14 protein-coding genes and 1 pseudogene are annotated in these 15,240 nt (G+C 59.2%); 13 read left to right on the top strand and 2 right to left on the bottom strand.

Going from position 1 to position 15,240, the window contains the following annotated elements; translation table 11 throughout:
* Positions 1-23: 23 nt before the first annotated feature.
* Both metH and ACPWMG_RS00695 read left to right on the top strand, forming a co-directional pair.
* Positions 24-2,771, top strand: coding sequence for a methionine synthase (gene metH / locus ACPWMG_RS00700; RefSeq protein WP_483302748.1), 2,748 nt, complete (start codon positions 24-26; stop codon positions 2,769-2,771).
* A 656-nt stretch (positions 2,772-3,427) separates the two neighbouring features.
* Complete coding sequence (locus ACPWMG_RS00695) at positions 3,428-4,360, top strand: YihY/virulence factor BrkB family protein (protein ID WP_483302747.1); 933 nt, start codon at positions 3,428-3,430, stop codon at positions 4,358-4,360.
* Here ACPWMG_RS00695 and ACPWMG_RS00690 read toward each other — a convergent pair.
* Complete coding sequence (locus ACPWMG_RS00690) at positions 4,317-5,498, bottom strand: MFS transporter (RefSeq protein WP_483302746.1); 1,182 nt, start codon at positions 5,496-5,498, stop codon at positions 4,317-4,319. The genes ACPWMG_RS00695 and ACPWMG_RS00690 overlap by 44 nt on opposite strands.
* A gap of 470 nt (positions 5,499-5,968) precedes the next feature.
* Here ACPWMG_RS00690 and ACPWMG_RS00685 point away from each other — a divergent pair, with 470 nt between their 5' ends.
* The gene (locus ACPWMG_RS00685; protein ID WP_483302745.1) at positions 5,969-6,790 is read left to right on the top strand and encodes a PEP-CTERM/exosortase system-associated acyltransferase; all 822 of its coding nucleotides are present in this window, start codon (positions 5,969-5,971) and stop codon (positions 6,788-6,790) included.
* A 32-nt stretch (positions 6,791-6,822) separates the two neighbouring features.
* Here ACPWMG_RS00685 and ACPWMG_RS00680 read toward each other — a convergent pair.
* Positions 6,823-7,473, bottom strand: a pseudogene (locus ACPWMG_RS00680) (ATP-binding protein); the annotation flags it as partial.
* A gap of 567 nt (positions 7,474-8,040) precedes the next feature.
* Between ACPWMG_RS00680 and ACPWMG_RS00675 the strand changes: the two are divergent.
* The 10 genes from ACPWMG_RS00675 (at position 8,041) to ACPWMG_RS00630 (ending at position 15,222) form a co-directional block, all read left to right on the top strand.
* On the top strand, positions 8,041-8,346 hold the full coding sequence (locus tag ACPWMG_RS00675; RefSeq protein ID WP_483302744.1) for a hypothetical protein: 306 nt from the start codon (positions 8,041-8,043) through the stop codon (positions 8,344-8,346).
* Between the two features lie 114 nt (positions 8,347-8,460).
* On the top strand, positions 8,461-9,159 hold the full coding sequence (locus ACPWMG_RS00670; protein ID WP_483305156.1) for a DNA/RNA non-specific endonuclease: 699 nt from the start codon (positions 8,461-8,463) through the stop codon (positions 9,157-9,159).
* Positions 9,160-9,523: 364 nt separating this feature from the next.
* Entirely contained in the window at positions 9,524-10,054 is a 531-nt protein-coding gene (locus tag ACPWMG_RS00665) for a helix-turn-helix domain-containing protein (RefSeq protein ID WP_483302743.1), read from the top strand.
* Positions 10,055-10,436: 382 nt separating this feature from the next.
* Entirely contained in the window at positions 10,437-10,940 is a 504-nt protein-coding gene (locus tag ACPWMG_RS00660) for a gamma-glutamylcyclotransferase (protein WP_483302742.1), read from the top strand.
* Between the two features lie 65 nt (positions 10,941-11,005).
* Positions 11,006-11,896, top strand: coding sequence for an ABC transporter substrate-binding protein (locus ACPWMG_RS00655; RefSeq protein WP_483302741.1), 891 nt, complete (start codon positions 11,006-11,008; stop codon positions 11,894-11,896).
* A gap of 71 nt (positions 11,897-11,967) precedes the next feature.
* Positions 11,968-12,855 (top strand): amino acid ABC transporter permease, encoded by an 888-nt coding sequence (locus ACPWMG_RS00650; protein ID WP_483302740.1) that lies wholly within the window; start codon positions 11,968-11,970, stop codon positions 12,853-12,855.
* A 6-nt stretch (positions 12,856-12,861) separates the two neighbouring features.
* Entirely contained in the window at positions 12,862-13,641 is a 780-nt protein-coding gene (locus ACPWMG_RS00645) for an amino acid ABC transporter ATP-binding protein (RefSeq protein ID WP_483302739.1), read from the top strand.
* A gap of 51 nt (positions 13,642-13,692) precedes the next feature.
* Positions 13,693-14,163, top strand: coding sequence for a VOC family protein (locus tag ACPWMG_RS00640; RefSeq protein WP_483302738.1), 471 nt, complete (start codon positions 13,693-13,695; stop codon positions 14,161-14,163).
* A gap of 55 nt (positions 14,164-14,218) precedes the next feature.
* The gene (locus ACPWMG_RS00635; RefSeq protein WP_483302737.1) at positions 14,219-14,869 is read left to right on the top strand and encodes a GntR family transcriptional regulator; all 651 of its coding nucleotides are present in this window, start codon (positions 14,219-14,221) and stop codon (positions 14,867-14,869) included.
* A gap of 8 nt (positions 14,870-14,877) precedes the next feature.
* Complete coding sequence (locus ACPWMG_RS00630) at positions 14,878-15,222, top strand: hypothetical protein (RefSeq protein ID WP_483302736.1); 345 nt, start codon at positions 14,878-14,880, stop codon at positions 15,220-15,222.
* Positions 15,223-15,240 lie beyond the last annotated feature (18 nt).

Raw genomic sequence — 15,240 nt, 5'->3', positions numbered from 1 at the left:
GCTGTTCCTCACAGGTGAGTTGTATGTCTGAAATTTCCGTCCCCCAAGTCCCGCCATTGAAGTTATCCGGCCTGGAGCCCGTCTCCATTGGCGAGGGCACGCTGTTCGTCAACATTGGCGAGCGCACCAACGTCACCGGCTCCAAGGCTTTCGCCCGAATGATCTTGAACGGCGAGTTCGACCAGGCCTTGTCGGTGGCGCGCCAGCAAGTGGAAAACGGCGCCCAGGTGATCGACATCAACATGGACGAGGCCATGCTCGACAGCAAGGCCGCCATGGTGCGCTTCCTGAACCTGATCGCCTCCGAGCCCGACATTGCACGTGTGCCGATCATGGTCGACAGCTCGAAGTGGGACGTGATCGAAGCCGGCCTGCGCTGCATCCAGGGCAAGGGCATCGTCAACTCCATCTCGATGAAAGAGGGCGTAGAGAAGTTCAAGCACGAAGCCCGCCTGGTGCGTCGTTATGGTGCCGCAGCTGTAGTGATGGCGTTTGACGAGGTGGGCCAAGCCGACACCTACGCCCGCAAGATCGAAATTTGCGAACGCGCCTACCGCGTGCTGGTGGACGAGGTGGGTTTCCCGCCTGAAGACATCATCTTCGACCCGAACATTTTTGCCGTGGCCACCGGCATCGAAGAACACAACAACTACGCGGTCGACTTCATTGAAGCCGTGCGCTGGATCAAACAAAACCTGCCGGGCGCCAAGGTGTCGGGCGGGGTGTCGAACGTATCGTTCAGCTTCCGTGGCAACGACCCCGTGCGCGAAGCCATCCACACCGTGTTCCTGTACCACGCGATCAAAGCGGGCATGGACATGGGCATCGTCAATGCCGGCATGGTGGGCGTGTACGACGAACTTGAGCCGGTGCTGCGCGAGCGTGTGGAAGACGTGGTGTTGAACCGCCGCCCCGACGCCGGCGAGCGCCTGGTGGAAGTGGCCGAAAGCGCCAAGAGCGGCGCCAAGGACGAAAGCAAGAAATACGACTGGCGCGGCACGCCAGACAACCCGGTGTCGGTAGAGCAGCGCCTGAGCCACGCCATGGTGCACGGCATCACCGAGTTCATCGTGCCCGACACCGAAGAAGCCTACCAAGCCGTGCTGGCCAAGGGCGGCCGCCCGCTGCACGTGATCGAAGGCCCGCTGATGGCTGGCATGAACATCGTGGGCGACCTGTTTGGCCAGGGCAAGATGTTCTTGCCGCAGGTGGTGAAGTCAGCCCGCGTGATGAAGTCCGCCGTGGCACACCTGATTCCCTATATTGAAGAAGAAAAGCGCCAGGACGAAGCCGCCGGCCGCGACGTGCGCACCAAGGGCAAGATCATCATCGCCACCGTGAAGGGCGACGTGCACGACATCGGCAAGAACATTGTCACCGTGGTGCTCCAGTGCAACAACTTTGAAGTGGTGAACATGGGCGTGATGGTGCCCTGCCACGAGATCCTGGCGCGCGCCAAGATCGAGGGCGCGGACATCGTCGGCCTGTCGGGCCTGATCACGCCGTCGCTCGAAGAAATGCAATACGTGGCCGACGAAATGCAGAAGGACGACCACTTCCGCATCAAGAAGATTCCGCTGCTGATCGGCGGCGCCACCACCTCGCGTGTGCACACCGCCGTGAAGATTGCGCCGCACTACGAAGGCCCCGTGGTCTACGTGCCCGACGCCTCGCGCAGCGTGGGTGTGGCGCAAAGCCTGCTGTCCGACCAGGCCGCGCAGTACATCAACGAGCTGAACGCCGACTACGAAAAGGTGCGCGAGCAGCACTCCAATAAAAAGCAGGTGCCACTGTGGCCGCTGGCCAAGGCGCGCAACAACAAAACACGCGTGGATTGGGCGGCTTTCACGCCCACCACGCCGAAGTTCATCGGCCGGCGTGTGTTCAAGAACTTTGATTTGAGCGAACTGGCCAAGTACATCGACTGGGGCCCGTTCTTCCAGACCTGGGACTTGGCCGGCCCGTTCCCGGCCATCTTGAAAGACGAGATTGTGGGCACCGAGGCCGTACGCGTGTTCAGCGACGGCCAACGCATGCTCAAGCGCGCCATCGAAGGCCGCTGGCTCACCGCCAACGCCATGATCGGCCTGTACCCCGCCAACACCGTGGGTGATGACGACATTGCCTTCTACACCGACGAGAGCCGCACCGAAGTCGCCATGACCTGGCACGGCCTGCGCCAACAAACCGAAAAGCAAGCGGTAGAAGGTGTGATGCGCCCCAGCCGTTGCCTGGCCGACTTTGTCGCCCCTAAAGACAGCGGCATTGCCGACTACGCCGGTGTGTTTGCCGTCACCGCTGGCATCGGCGCCGAGAAGAAGGAAAAAGCCTTTCAGGACGACCTGGACGATTACTCTTCCATCATGCTCAAAGCCATTGCCGACCGCCTGGCCGAAGCCTTCGCCGAATGCCTGCACCACCGCGTGCGCACCGACTTGTGGGGCTACGCGCCGCAAGAAGCGCTGAGCAACGAGGACATGATTGCCGAGAAGTACCGTGGCATCCGCCCTGCACCAGGCTACCCGGCCTGCCCCGACCACAGCGTGAAGCAAGATCTTTTTGCGTTGTTGCAATGCAACGAAATTGGCATGTCACTGACCGAGAGCCTGGCCATGATGCCAGCCGCAAGTGTGAGCGGTTTTTACCTGGGCCACCCCGACAGCGCCTATTTCAACGTGGGCAAGATCGGTGAAGACCAAGTGCAGGACCTCGCCACACGGCGCGGTGTGACAGCTCAGGAGCTGCAACGTCTGCTCGCGCCCAACCTCTGAAGGCAGCCCGATCTACAGCGTGAAGCGGCTGTTAAGGCCTTGATTTTTAAAGATTAAGGCCTGATCGCTCGGCCTTCTCAGAAAGAATCTCCCGTGGTCGGTCAAGGCTTTTTTGGGCGTTTCGGATGCAATACGAGCATCCGGAAGCCAATTACTGCTCGCTTTTATGACGAAAGCTGTAACAGATTTTTAGCAATTTCTACGGTTTCCCCTAGAGCTTTATAAAGTTGTTACAAAAGTGGTGCACGCGTCTTCAAATTGTCATAACCTCGGCGCTCCAATCCGGGTTAACACCGACAAGATGAACGCGCCGAAGAGCCAAACGATGACCCCACCGAATAGCCATTCCTCAGCCCGCCCGCCAAAGACATCGCCCTGGGTCGTGTTTGCCACCGTACTGGCAGCACTGCTGACCACGGGAAGTGCATTCGCCTACATGTGGACACAGGAGCGCCCACCGAGCACGGGCAATGCATATTCGAGCACATCAACCGGCTCAACTTCTGGCCATACGCCCTGACCTCTGCATTCCTTTTCTGTTGCCCTGATAAGCGCCCCATGGGCGCTTTTTTGCGTCTGCATGGCATTCCCCAAGCCCGCGCACAATGCGCCGCACGCTGACACAAGTGCGCCCATCGCGTGGCTATGATGAAGTCATGAAAACGCCTGCACAGCCTCCCTACAACGCGGATTGGCGATCTCTGTTTGGCACCGGGCAACGCGCGGTCAACATGTGGCTCGACGCCGACGGCCTGCGCATGAGCGCGGCCATGTCGTTCTACGGCATTCTGAGCCTGGCCCCTCTGCTGGTGGTGATTGTGGCGCTGGTCGGTTGGTGGGTAGACCGGGCCATCATCGAGAACAACCTGATCACGCAAATCCAGGATCTGATCGGTGCACGCGGCGCGGAAGTGGTGCAACAGGCGCTGGCCAGCGCCAAACAGCCCGTGCAGGGACTCGTGGCCTCGGTGGTGGCGTTTGTGTTGTTGTTGTCGGGCGCCACCGGCGTCTTTGCCGAACTACAAAACTCGTTTGAGCGCATTTGGCGCCATGGCCGCACCGACCCTGTGGTGGCGCCACCTGCCTGGTGGCGCACCGCCTCGCTGCGTTTGCGCGGCATTGCCTACATTCTGGCGTTCGGCTTTTTGCTGCTGGTGTCGATGGTGCTAACGACCTTTTTGAACATGGTGGGCACTTGGGCCAGCCAGTTTCTGCCGGTGGCACCCTTGCTGCGCGGGCTTAACGAAGCGCTGTCGTTCTCGTTTTGCGCTGCCTTGTTTGTGGCGCTGATGCGCATCAGCACGGGCCCCAAGCCTTCACTACGCTACCTGCTGGCCGGCTCCATCGTGGGCTCGACCTTGTTCAGTGCCGGCAAGTATGGGCTGGCGGCCTATTTGTCTGGCGCGGCGGCGGTGTCGGCTTATGGTGCAGCAGGCTCGCTGGTGGTGATGCTGATGTGGATCTACTTTTCATCGGGCGTGCTGTTATTTGCTGCGGCCTGTGCACGCTGTTTGTCGGATGCGGCCCAGGCCCCCTCCGTTGAGACTAACTCAGAATCGCTCGGCGCTGAGCCATCCACAAACCGATAACCGCTGCCACACTCGCCGACAGCAACACCCACAGCCCCAGCGCGTAGCCCCAGGACTCGCTCCACCACAGGCCCAGCAGCAATGGCGCGGCAGCCCGCGCCAGTGCAGACGGCATGCCCAGGGCACCGTTCAAAGCCGCCACATGGTTACGGCTCACATACTGCGCCATGGCCGTGCCTTTGACGATGGTCATCATGCCGTTGCCCATGCCGTAAAGCAGCACAAACAGCACCACAAAGAGGCCGCCCGCCACCGCACTGGTGCCCGTGTGCAAGCCAGCGATCAGCGCCAGCAGCCCCAGAGGAATCAAACAGGGAATGATGCGGTTGGCCACATGGACGTCGAATCGGCGCTCAAAGACGTACAGCAGCATGCGCCCGGCCACTTGCACCAATCCGATGGAGGCGGGAATGGCCACCACCCAGGCCGATCCCAAACCTGCCTCGCGCAACAAACTCACCATGTGGGCTGGAATGGCCGTGGTCACGCCCATCATGAGCACGACAAACACGCCGATCAACAGAAATGCGGGGTGACGCAACAGGGGGCCCAGCGGCTCAGGTGGGGGCGCTAGCGGACTGTGCCCCGTCGACAAACGTGGCACCGCGTGCCCCGGCGCGGCACGCAAAACCCGCCAATGGATAGGCGCGCAAATCAACAGTTGCGCTAAACCGAGTGCCCCTACCGCCCAGCGCCAGCCGTAGACACGCACCATCCAATCGCACAGCGGAATAAATACGGTACTTGCCAAACCACCCAAAAACGTCAGGGTGATGATGGCGCGCCGAAAATCTTGCGGAAACCGGCGCGTCACCACGGCAAACGCAGGGCTGTACAGCGTGGCGGAAAGCGCGGCCCCCAACAGCATCCACACCGCATAGAACGCAGCCTGGCTGTTGACCAAGCTGTGAAGTCCCATGCCAAGCGCCAGCACCAGCGAGCCCCCCGTCATGAGAGCACGCTCATGTCCGCGGTCGATCCAGCGGCCCACAGGGTAGGCGAACAAGCCCTCCGCCAAAAGACCCAAGCTGAAAGCTAACGACGATTCGGCACGGCTAAGACCCAGCTCCATCTCCACGGGCTGCAACAACACAGAGAACGCGTAGAACACACCGCCCCAGGTGATGAGTTGTGCCACGGACAACCAGCCGACCAAAGATCGGTCGTAAGCATGCGATTTAAATGTGTCAATAGGTGGAACGTGTGCTGCCATGTAACGGATAGAACAACCAACGGTGAAGAAAATGAAGCGCAGCCAAAGCATATGGCCCAGCGCATGGAGCGGACATTCCAGAAATGCGCCCAAAATTCGTAGCCAAACAGGACTTCAAGCTATATAAAATCGGCGAAAAAAGCTATCTTTTAGATAGCATTCACTTCCTAAATTCAGCATGAATGCCATGCCCACGAGCGTCTTAAATGGCACAACATATGCTGCGGACCTACCCGCTCCCTAGCAAATTTCCTACATACACGCACGTGAATTTGTCACGTTTACTGACAATTTCGTCACAGAACCTGTGAAATTTGCCGATAGCATTGGCTCAACTATGGCAACAAATAGAGGGAGTTTGCCGTAGCTCCACACCATTTTGGAACTGTCGTGGCATGTTAGAAGTCGCAAAAAAGATTACAGCGGGGGATCGATTCAGCCGGTATTTCACGGTTGGTCCGGCCCTGAGCGACGCATTGCGCCACGAAGTTTTTCGTATCCGCCACGAAGTTTACGCCCGGGAATTCGGTTTTGAGCCGGTCCGTGCCGACGGCCAAGAAACGGATCATTACGACGCCCATTCTCTGCAGTGCATCGTGCGCACTGCTGGTGTCGCCAGCAAACCGGTGGGTTGCGCGCGGTTGATCATGACCAACCCGCAGGATCCACACGCGCCACTGCCCTTCGAGTTGGCCTGCCGCCACTCGCTGAACCGGGCGTACCTCGACCCCGCCAAGCTGCCACGCGGCCGCATCGCAGAGGTTTCACGTTTGGCTGTCATGGCCGACTTTCGCCGCCGCAAAGGCGAAACCGGTTCGGCCTTGATGCTGCAAGACCACGACTTTGGCGGCGCTCCGATCGAGCGCGTACCGAACATTCCACTAAGCCTGTACATCGCCTCGGTGATCATGGCGCAACGCCACGGTATCGACTATTTGTTTGTGTTGACCGAGCCCCGCTTGTCCAAGCACTTTGCCAAGCTGGGCGTGCAGATCACCTCCATTGGCGCGCCGATCGACCACCGTGGTATTCGTGTGCCGTCCGTCATGCGTGTAGCCGATGTCTATGCCGGCCTGCGCAGCCTGGTCAAGCCCGTGTGGCATGAAATCTCGGCACAAGTTGAAGCCGCGTACAGCGCGGCAGAGGTTTTTGCGGCTGCGCAAGCAAGCCTGCAAAGCGGTCAGCGCGATACCGATTCAGACTTCGTCTACTTGTAAACCGAGTGGCGAGCTGGCCCCTGGCGAGCCGCTTATCCACTTACGGCCCCAACCAACACCCTTCGATACTGCACCGCCTCGGCCACATGGCTGACTTCGGTATGCGTGGCACCCGCCAGGTCGGCAATGGTGCGGGCCACTTTCAGCGTGCGATGAATACCACGTGCCGACCATCCAAGCTTGCTCGCCGCCGTTTGAACGAACTTGGCGGCTGACGGCTCCAGCAGTACATACGCATCAATTTTTTGGCCTTGCAATGCCTGGTTGGGTTGCCCTTGACGCGCCAGTGCGCGTTCACGCGCCGCCACACAACGCGATTGAATTTCGGCCGTCGTCTCACCCGGTGGCGCATGCAGCAGTTCTTCGGCTGGCATGGCCGGCACTTCTACGTGCAGGTCGATGCGGTCGAGCAATGGCCCGCTGAGCCGCCCTTGGTAACGCGCCACTTGGTCCGGCGTACAACGGCAAGTGCGATGGGTGGCGCCACGGTAACCACAGGGACATGGATTCATGGCCGCAATCAGTTGAAAAGCGGCGGGGAACGTGGCGCGCCGTGCGGCTCTGGAGATCGAGATGTGGCCGGTCTCCAATGGCTCGCGCAGAGCCTCGAGAGCTGTTCTTGCAAACTCCGGAAGCTCATCAAGAAAAAGCACCCCATGATGCGCCAAGGAAATTTCCCCAGGTGGGCATCACCAGAGTTAGGCCGTCTCACCACCAAACTTGCGCTGCAACTGTGGTGACTGGATATCAAGCAAATGCACAAAAAAATGGTACTGCTCATTCAAGTCTGACAGGCTCACACGGCAATTTGTAACTCCAATTTATCAGCGATCACAGGCGGCTCGACGAGCTTTCACTTTTCTCCGCGTCTTCAGCGGGCAACTCATGCGCCAACCTCTCTTCTGTAAATGCCCAACAGAGTTGACCGCACTCCTTTAATACAACGTTCAGATTGCTCCAAAGTGGTGCGGCCGACGCCCGCGGAAGATTGACGTAAACCTGCTTGTTTTAAGGAAACTCCCGGCATCCACGCTGGGCTAGCCTTGCCCCATCCGGGTTTTGGTTCTTCCTAACATATTGCTTAATTTGCAACATATTGCTCAATTACTGCGAGCATTCGTAGCTTATTGCTAGGTGAATTGGCATCTCGGGAAGCATAAGAGCCCTGCCAAACTCATCGAAGGGCGGTTGTTTCCATCTGGATAAGTTTTCCTTTATACTGTTCAAATATACAGTAAACGGAGCTCATCATGGAAATGGTGACCAGCTTTTACACCGTCGCGTTGCGTGATTGTCCAGACGTATTGCCTCGCGAGCGCATCGCTGCGGAAACACGCTACGCCCACGTACTGGAGCGACTGTGCGGTGGGCCGGAAGGTGTGGCGGCCGCGCTCCGTACGATTTACAGCCTTGAAGATTCACCACCATTTGAATTGACCGCTCACGAGCAAGCTACAGCCCGTTTGTGGAGCAATGCGGCGTTGGCTGCGCGCCAGGCCGCCTATGACCTTTTGGACGAGCCCGAAGGGGCATATTTTGATGTCCGCCTTATTTAAATTCGAGCCATCTTGTTGAAGACCTTTTCATTGAAATCTAGGGCGCTATGTGTGGTGTCCATCCTCGCTTGGGCATTGTCTGGGTGCAGTGCCTCGGCTCGCACACCAACGCCGATTGCCGATCTCTGGACTCAAGTCACGGCTCTACCATCGAGTTTTGCCAGATGCCCGCAGTTCTTCGCCAATGGCCAACCGCCCGTCATGGCGGCCAAGCCGAAGCAGCGCGAACTTTGTTATGAAGCATTTGCCATCTTGCACAGCGGCGAGACCCGAACACCGGTGTATGTGGCGCAAAAATTGAACCGACAGAGTGTTGAAGACGCGGGAGAGAAACGACACGACAAGTTCTTTGCAGACGCTCGTTTGCCAAGGAGCGAACGCGCGGAACTCGAAGACTACAAAGGATCCGGCTACTCTAGGGGGCACATGGCACCAGCAGGTGACATGCCATCACCGACCGCGATGGAGCAGAGTTTTTCGCTGGCCAACATGGTGCCGCAAAACGCCGTAAACAACAGTGGCCCTTGGGCCAAGATTGAACAGGACACGCGACGCTATGCTTTACGCGCGAAGGGCGATATCTACGTGATTACCGGCCCTGTATTCACGAAAGACAGTCCCCGCATTGGTGCGAACGGTGTTGCCGTGCCAACCTACCTATTCAAGCTGGTCTACGACGCAACCTCTGGCAGATCTTGGGCTCACTGGCAAGAAAACCGGTCAGGTGAACGCGTGGGCCACCCGATCAGCTATGAAGAGTTGGTGCAGCGAACTGGCATCGATTTCTTACCGAGTGCGGCCTCGCAGCCCTGATCAGTTGCTGGCAATGACCACTGGCCATTACGGCAGCTGTGCAGCGATTGGAGCCGGTCACAGATACGGCGCGAACAGGTACTATCGGCCGATTCTGTTGAAAAACTCAAATTTCGAGCATCGCACAAAATCCCCGAAGCGTCGTTGCAACCGGTGTCGATGAGGTTGAAGCCGCCGTCCTCAGGCTAGGCGGGCCATACAGGCATTTTTGGATGTCGCACACGGTGCATCGCTTCCCGAAAATCTCAACGCCGCTAAAGCCCGGATTTTTTCTGTGAGTACCTCCAAAAGGAGTTTTTCAACAGAATCGGCCATTAGGAGACGTTCGTCGGGGCGAGCCGATACTGAATAAAAGGTCGCCCGCATGCCACGACACAAGGAGGAGCGGATGGTTTTCGGCTGGTTTAAGAAAGACAAGAAGCCGGCGGCCAAGCCAGCCGCACTAGTGCACCCAAGCGCAGAGCTCTCTGACGAAATGCACGAAGAGGTAAAGCGGTTGTGCTCAGAAGGGGACCAGCAGGCGAACAGTAAACATTGGGCAGCCGCGCTGGCGCTGTATTGGCAGGCGTTTGATTTGCTGCCGGAGCCCAAAACGCAATGGTCTGCCGGTACGTGGGTTTTGGCGGCCATCGGCGACGCCAATTTCTTGGCCGGCGACTTCGAAGCTGCACTCGACCTCGGACGCACGCCTGGCTCCATCAGCCTGGCGCTCCAGAAGTTGGAGCAACGCCTGGGCGTGCCGCTGTTCCACCGCACCACCCGCAAAATGGCCCTGACCGAAGCGGGCGAGAACTTGCTCTTGAGGGTTGCCATTCCTTCAAAAATAGCCGGCTTCGTGGAGCCCAAGATCACATTGAAACCACCGCGCAAAGCCAAGGAAAGTCACAGCCTCTGATACAAATTCCTGTTTTGGTGCAGTAAAGCACCATATTGAGCCAGCCTCGGTGACACATGCGCGTGTTTGCTCCCCTGGAAAACACGGATATAGCCCGCAAAAAGTTTCGTATATTCTTTCGTATCCTCTCTGATACACGAGCGAAAAGCACCTAGCCAGCCTTGGAGCCGAGGGTTGAATCCAACCTTCCGATTCAGGGCTGGCATATGTTTTGCAATCACCATATACGAACATATATACAAAGGGATCAGTTATCGAACGCTAAGCACCTTCGGTCTCAGCGCCAGCACGTGAGCGGCGGCGAGACCAAATCACCAGATCACCACTCAGCACGTGACGCCCGTGGCGTTCGCTGTTTTCTTTTCATTTTTGAAAGTCTTCCATGCTCTATTACTTTGCTTACTGCACCTGGCTCAACGACCCAGAGATTCGCCGCTTCTGGCCCAACGTCCGGGCCATCACCAAAGGCTACGCTGCCAACCACCGCCTTCAGTTTCATGCCGCAGCCGATCGTAAAGACCGCGGCTGGTGCCATCTGAACGGCGTGTCTGACGCCGTGGGCGTGAACGCGTTGGGCGTGGTGTTTGAACACGAGGCCGACCAGTTCAATGAGGACTACGACGACTTCGAACGCTTCTTTCTCACGGTGCGTGGTGACGACGGCAAGGTCTACGACTGCTGGACCTACCGCCTCATCGACCCCGGCATGGCCATGCGCCCACCAAACTTCTACTGGGAGCACATCCCCACAGGTTTGCATGCATGGCAATTCCCTGCCGACTACATCGCCTCGGTGCAGGCTACATTCGACGCCGCCGCCGAGTGCCCGCGTGCCGACCGGCCGAACCCTTCTGCCATTCCGGGTAAATCGGCCGAGAGCCGCTAAGCCGGTTTCTTGATTCACCCCGCCCCAACCCCGCGCACCCTTACCTCTCCGAAAAGGATGTCACCATGAGTTCCTTGAAGCACACGCTCCGCTGCCACACGCTGCTGCTCGCAGCCGCCTTACCGCTGTTCGTGTTTGCCCAACCCGCCAAGACCGTTTCTGCAGACGTGCTGGCGGCGATCCCGGCCGAAGTCAGGGCGCGCGGCGTGTTGCGGGTGGGTTCCCAACAAACCTTTCCACCCATCGAATTTCGCGAGCCCGGAAAGACGGAAGTCACGGGTGCCAGCAAAGACCTGCTGGTCGAAGTGGCGCGTCGGCTCAACCTCAAATTGGAATATGTGCAAGCCGAATACTCGGCATTGATTCCGGGCCTGGAAGCCGACCGCTTTGACCTCGCCTCCGGGGGCATCAGCGATACCGAAGAGCGTGAGCAAAAGGTCGACTTCGTCAACTACATGTTCTCCGGTGCCAGCATTCTGTCGCTCGCGGCAGGCAGCGAAAAACTCGAAACCATTGACGACTTCTGCGGCAAAGGCGTGGCCACGCTGCTCGGTAGCCGCGTCATCATGGCGCAGGTGGAAGCGGCCTCTGAACGCTGCGTCAAAGCCGGCAAACCCGCCATCCGTGCTGAGCAATTGCCTTCCGCCCCCGATGCGCGCATGCAGTTGGATCTGAAACGCGTGGATGGTTATTTGGGCGACTTTCCTGCGCTGGTTTTCATGGGGCAGCAGTTTCCGGGCCGCTACCGCATCGTTGGCGGCAATTACATGCTGACGCAGTACATCACCTCCTGGGGCTTTGCCAAAAACCGCGTAGGCCTGCGCACCGCAGTACAGAAAGCCACGCAATCCATGGTGGACGACGGCACCTATAAAAAGCTGCTCGACAAGTGGGACGTGGGGGGCGCCGCCTTGCCCGAGATCACCATGAACCTGCCTGCATCGAAACGCAAGTAGTCGGGTCCTTGTTGCTGCGCCTGTGATGACCGCAGGCGCAGCAACAGGATCATTCCCATCGGAGCCATCGCGTGCATTCTGCTGTTTCTACCGTGTCAAATTCCTCCGCTGTATCTCATACTGCCACAGACATTTCGGCCAACCGTCGCGTTGTGCACCGGCGCCAATGGGGGCCCTGGCTCTTCGCGGTGCTGGTGTTGGCTGCACTGGCCACGGTTGGTCACGCCGCCTTCACCGCCAAGGTGCTCGACCCCGCCGTTTTTCTGAAATACCTGTTCAGCCCCATGGTGCTGGAGGGGGCCTTGAATTCGCTGATGCTCGGCACCACCGCCTTGTTTCTCGCGGCGGCGGTAGGGCTGGTGGTGGCCTTGATGCGCGTGAGCGGCAATCCCATTCTCACGGCCTTTTCGTCCACCTACGTCTACCTGTTTCGCGGCACGCCGATGCTGATCCAGTTGATCTTCTGGTTCAACGCATTCCCCATCATGTTTCCGCAATTGCATATTGCCATCCCGTTCACCAGCGGGGTGCTGCTGGATGCGCCCATGACATCGGTGATCACGCCGCACATCGCGGCGCTGGTGGGGCTTAGCCTGGCGGAAGGCGCGTACATGGCGGAGATCATCCGTGGCGGATTTCTGGCGGTGGACAACGGCCAGCGCGACGCCGCGCGCGCCATTGGCATGCGCCACAGCGTGGTGATGCGCCGCGTGGTGATTCCGCAGGCGGCACGCATCATCGTGCCGGCGGCGGGCAACCAATACATCCTTCTGCTGAAGTCAACGTCGTTGGCATCGGCCATTGGCTACCTGGAGTTGCTGCGCATCTCCACAGACATCTACGCCGCCAACTTCCGCGTCGTGGAGTTGCTGGCCGTGGCCGGCTTCTGGTATCTGGTGATGACAGCCTTTGCCACCGCGCTGCAAACCGCGCTCGAAAAATTCTTCCCGCACCGCTGAGTCTGTATGTCCAACCTCAATCCAAATGCCATTGAACTGATGCAGGTGACCAAACACCGCGGCCCGCAATGTGTGCTGCGCAACGTCAGCGCCAACATTCCGCGCGGCCAGGTGGTGGCCGTTCTCGGCCCATCTGGTGCCGGCAAGTCCACGCTGCTGCGGTGTGTGAACCATCTGGAAACCATCGACGGTGGAAAAATAGTCGTCGACGGCAGCCTGGTCGGTTACCGCGAACGCGGCGCAGCCTTGCACGAGTTGAGCGACCACGAAATCAGCCAGCAACGCCGCCGCACGGGCATGGTGTTCCAAAGCTTCAACCTGTTTCGCCACATGTGCGTGCTCGACAACGTGATGTCGGGGCCGCTGCATGTGTTGGGCACGCCGCGTGCACAAGCGCGCGACCAGGCCCTGGCGCTGCTGCGCCGCGTGGGGCTGAAAGAAAAAGCGCAGGCCTACCCGCACCAACTCTCCGGCGGCCAGCAACAGCGCGTGGCCATTGCCCGTGCGCTCGCCATGCAACCCTCGGTAATGCTGCTGGACGAGCCCACCAGCGCCCTCGACCCCGAACTCGCCCAAGAGGTGATTGCCGTGATTCGCCAACTCGCCGAAGACGGCATCACGATGATGATGGCCACCCACGAGATGGCCTTGGCGCGCGATTTTGCCGACCGCGTGCTGTTCATGGTGAACGGCGAAATCGTCGAAGACGTGACACCCGCGCGCCGGTTCTTTGAAGCACCGGCCAGCGAGCGCGGGCGCCAGTTTTTATCGCGCCATAGCCATTGAAGGTTTTGACCCCTTTGAATACACAGCATCAAAAAGCATCTATTGAGCCTTATGACCAACACTGTTCAACGCACCGCCGCCATGCGCCACCCGTTTCAACAACTGCACCACGTCTGCATCGTCGTGCACGATCTAGAAAAAGCCGTGGCCTATTACGAAACCCTGGGCATGGGCCCGTGGTTCGACTATCCCAAGGGCCAGGCTTACGTGACGTTTGAAGTCCCCAACCGCGCGGCCTCCGACGCCATACGCTACAAATGCCTCGATCTGGAGAATATACAAATCCAGCTGTGCCAGCCTTCCTTGCTAGACTCGCCGCAAAGACGCTTTTTGGACACACATGGAGAGGGGGTCTACCATCTCGGCTTTGAGGTTTCCGATTGCGACCAAGCCGAGGCCATGGCCCAGGCAGCAGGCGTTGCGATCACCGCACGCGGCCGCCGCGCCGACCACTCCGGCTTCACCTACTTCGACACCGCAGAAGGTGCAGGAGTGGTTCTTGAAGTCCGCCGCACCGCCTAATCCTGTTGTCCATCAGAGCTCCCAATCAAGATAGCCACGCCTCAATGGAAACTTCATGACGCGCACAAAAAACGGTACGGCCCTGATCGCCCACGACGTGCACCAGCAGTTGCGCGACAAGATCCTGTCGCACGAAATCAAGCCCGGTTACCGTCTCGTCGAAGACGACATTTGTGAGCTGCTGACCGCAGGGCGCACGCCTGTGCGCGAGGCGCTGCTCCGCCTGCAAGGAGAAGGGTTGGTCAGTCGCAATCGCGGCTGGGTGGTGGGCAACAGCGCACCGCTGGCCTTTCGCAGTATCTTTGAGAGTCGCATGGCCATCGAGGGTTTTGCCACACGCTTGGCTTGCGAGCGTGCCCCGGCCCAAGCGATTCAAGAGCTGCGCAAAATTTTGGAAGCCATGGACCGCGCCGAAGCCACCTCGCGCAGCGAAGTCAACCGGCTGAACCAGATCTTCCACCGCCGAGTGGTCGAGCTATCGGGCAACCCGTATTTTGTGGAACAGCACGAACATACCCAGTTCCAATACTGGAGCTTGCGCCTTCCGGTCATTTTTGCCAAGGACCAGTTGGCCCATTCAGCGACAGAGCACCAAGCGATTCTGGAGGCGTTGGAGAAACGTGACGGTGACCGCGCTGAACGGCTGACGCGCGAACACATCGCCACCACCATGCGCATCGTGGCAGAAGTGCTGGACGAACGTTGAGACGCGCGGTGCCGATGCCTTCTCGCCATGCGCCGCCGTGGGTGTTTGAGGCCACCAACAGCCACCTCTACGCCGGTGCCCACCTGCGTTCCGCTGCCCCTGTGGCGCAATTGCCCTTGCGCGTCGGCGATCCGGTAGTCATCACTTTTGCCGACCAGACCGTTGGCACGGGGGAGGTCAGCCAGGTGCAGACGCCGCAAGATTGGACTCTGCACTTGCACTCTCGCACTACCGCCAAAGGCACGCCGATTGCGTCACAGACCTGGCGCGTCAAAGTCGACTTACACGCCGCCAATGCCGAGTCACCTGATTCACCCGACGCTGCCCGCACCCTTCGCGTGCGCCGCCCTTAGCCGCAGCACCTCCAGCCC

Source organism: Hydrophilobacter chitinilyticus (assembly GCF_049860745.1).
GTDB lineage: Bacteria > Pseudomonadota > Gammaproteobacteria > Burkholderiales > Burkholderiaceae_C > Rhodoferax_B.
The sequence above is the reverse complement of the archived record's forward strand: the minus strand, read 5'-3'. Positions and strand labels throughout refer to the sequence as shown.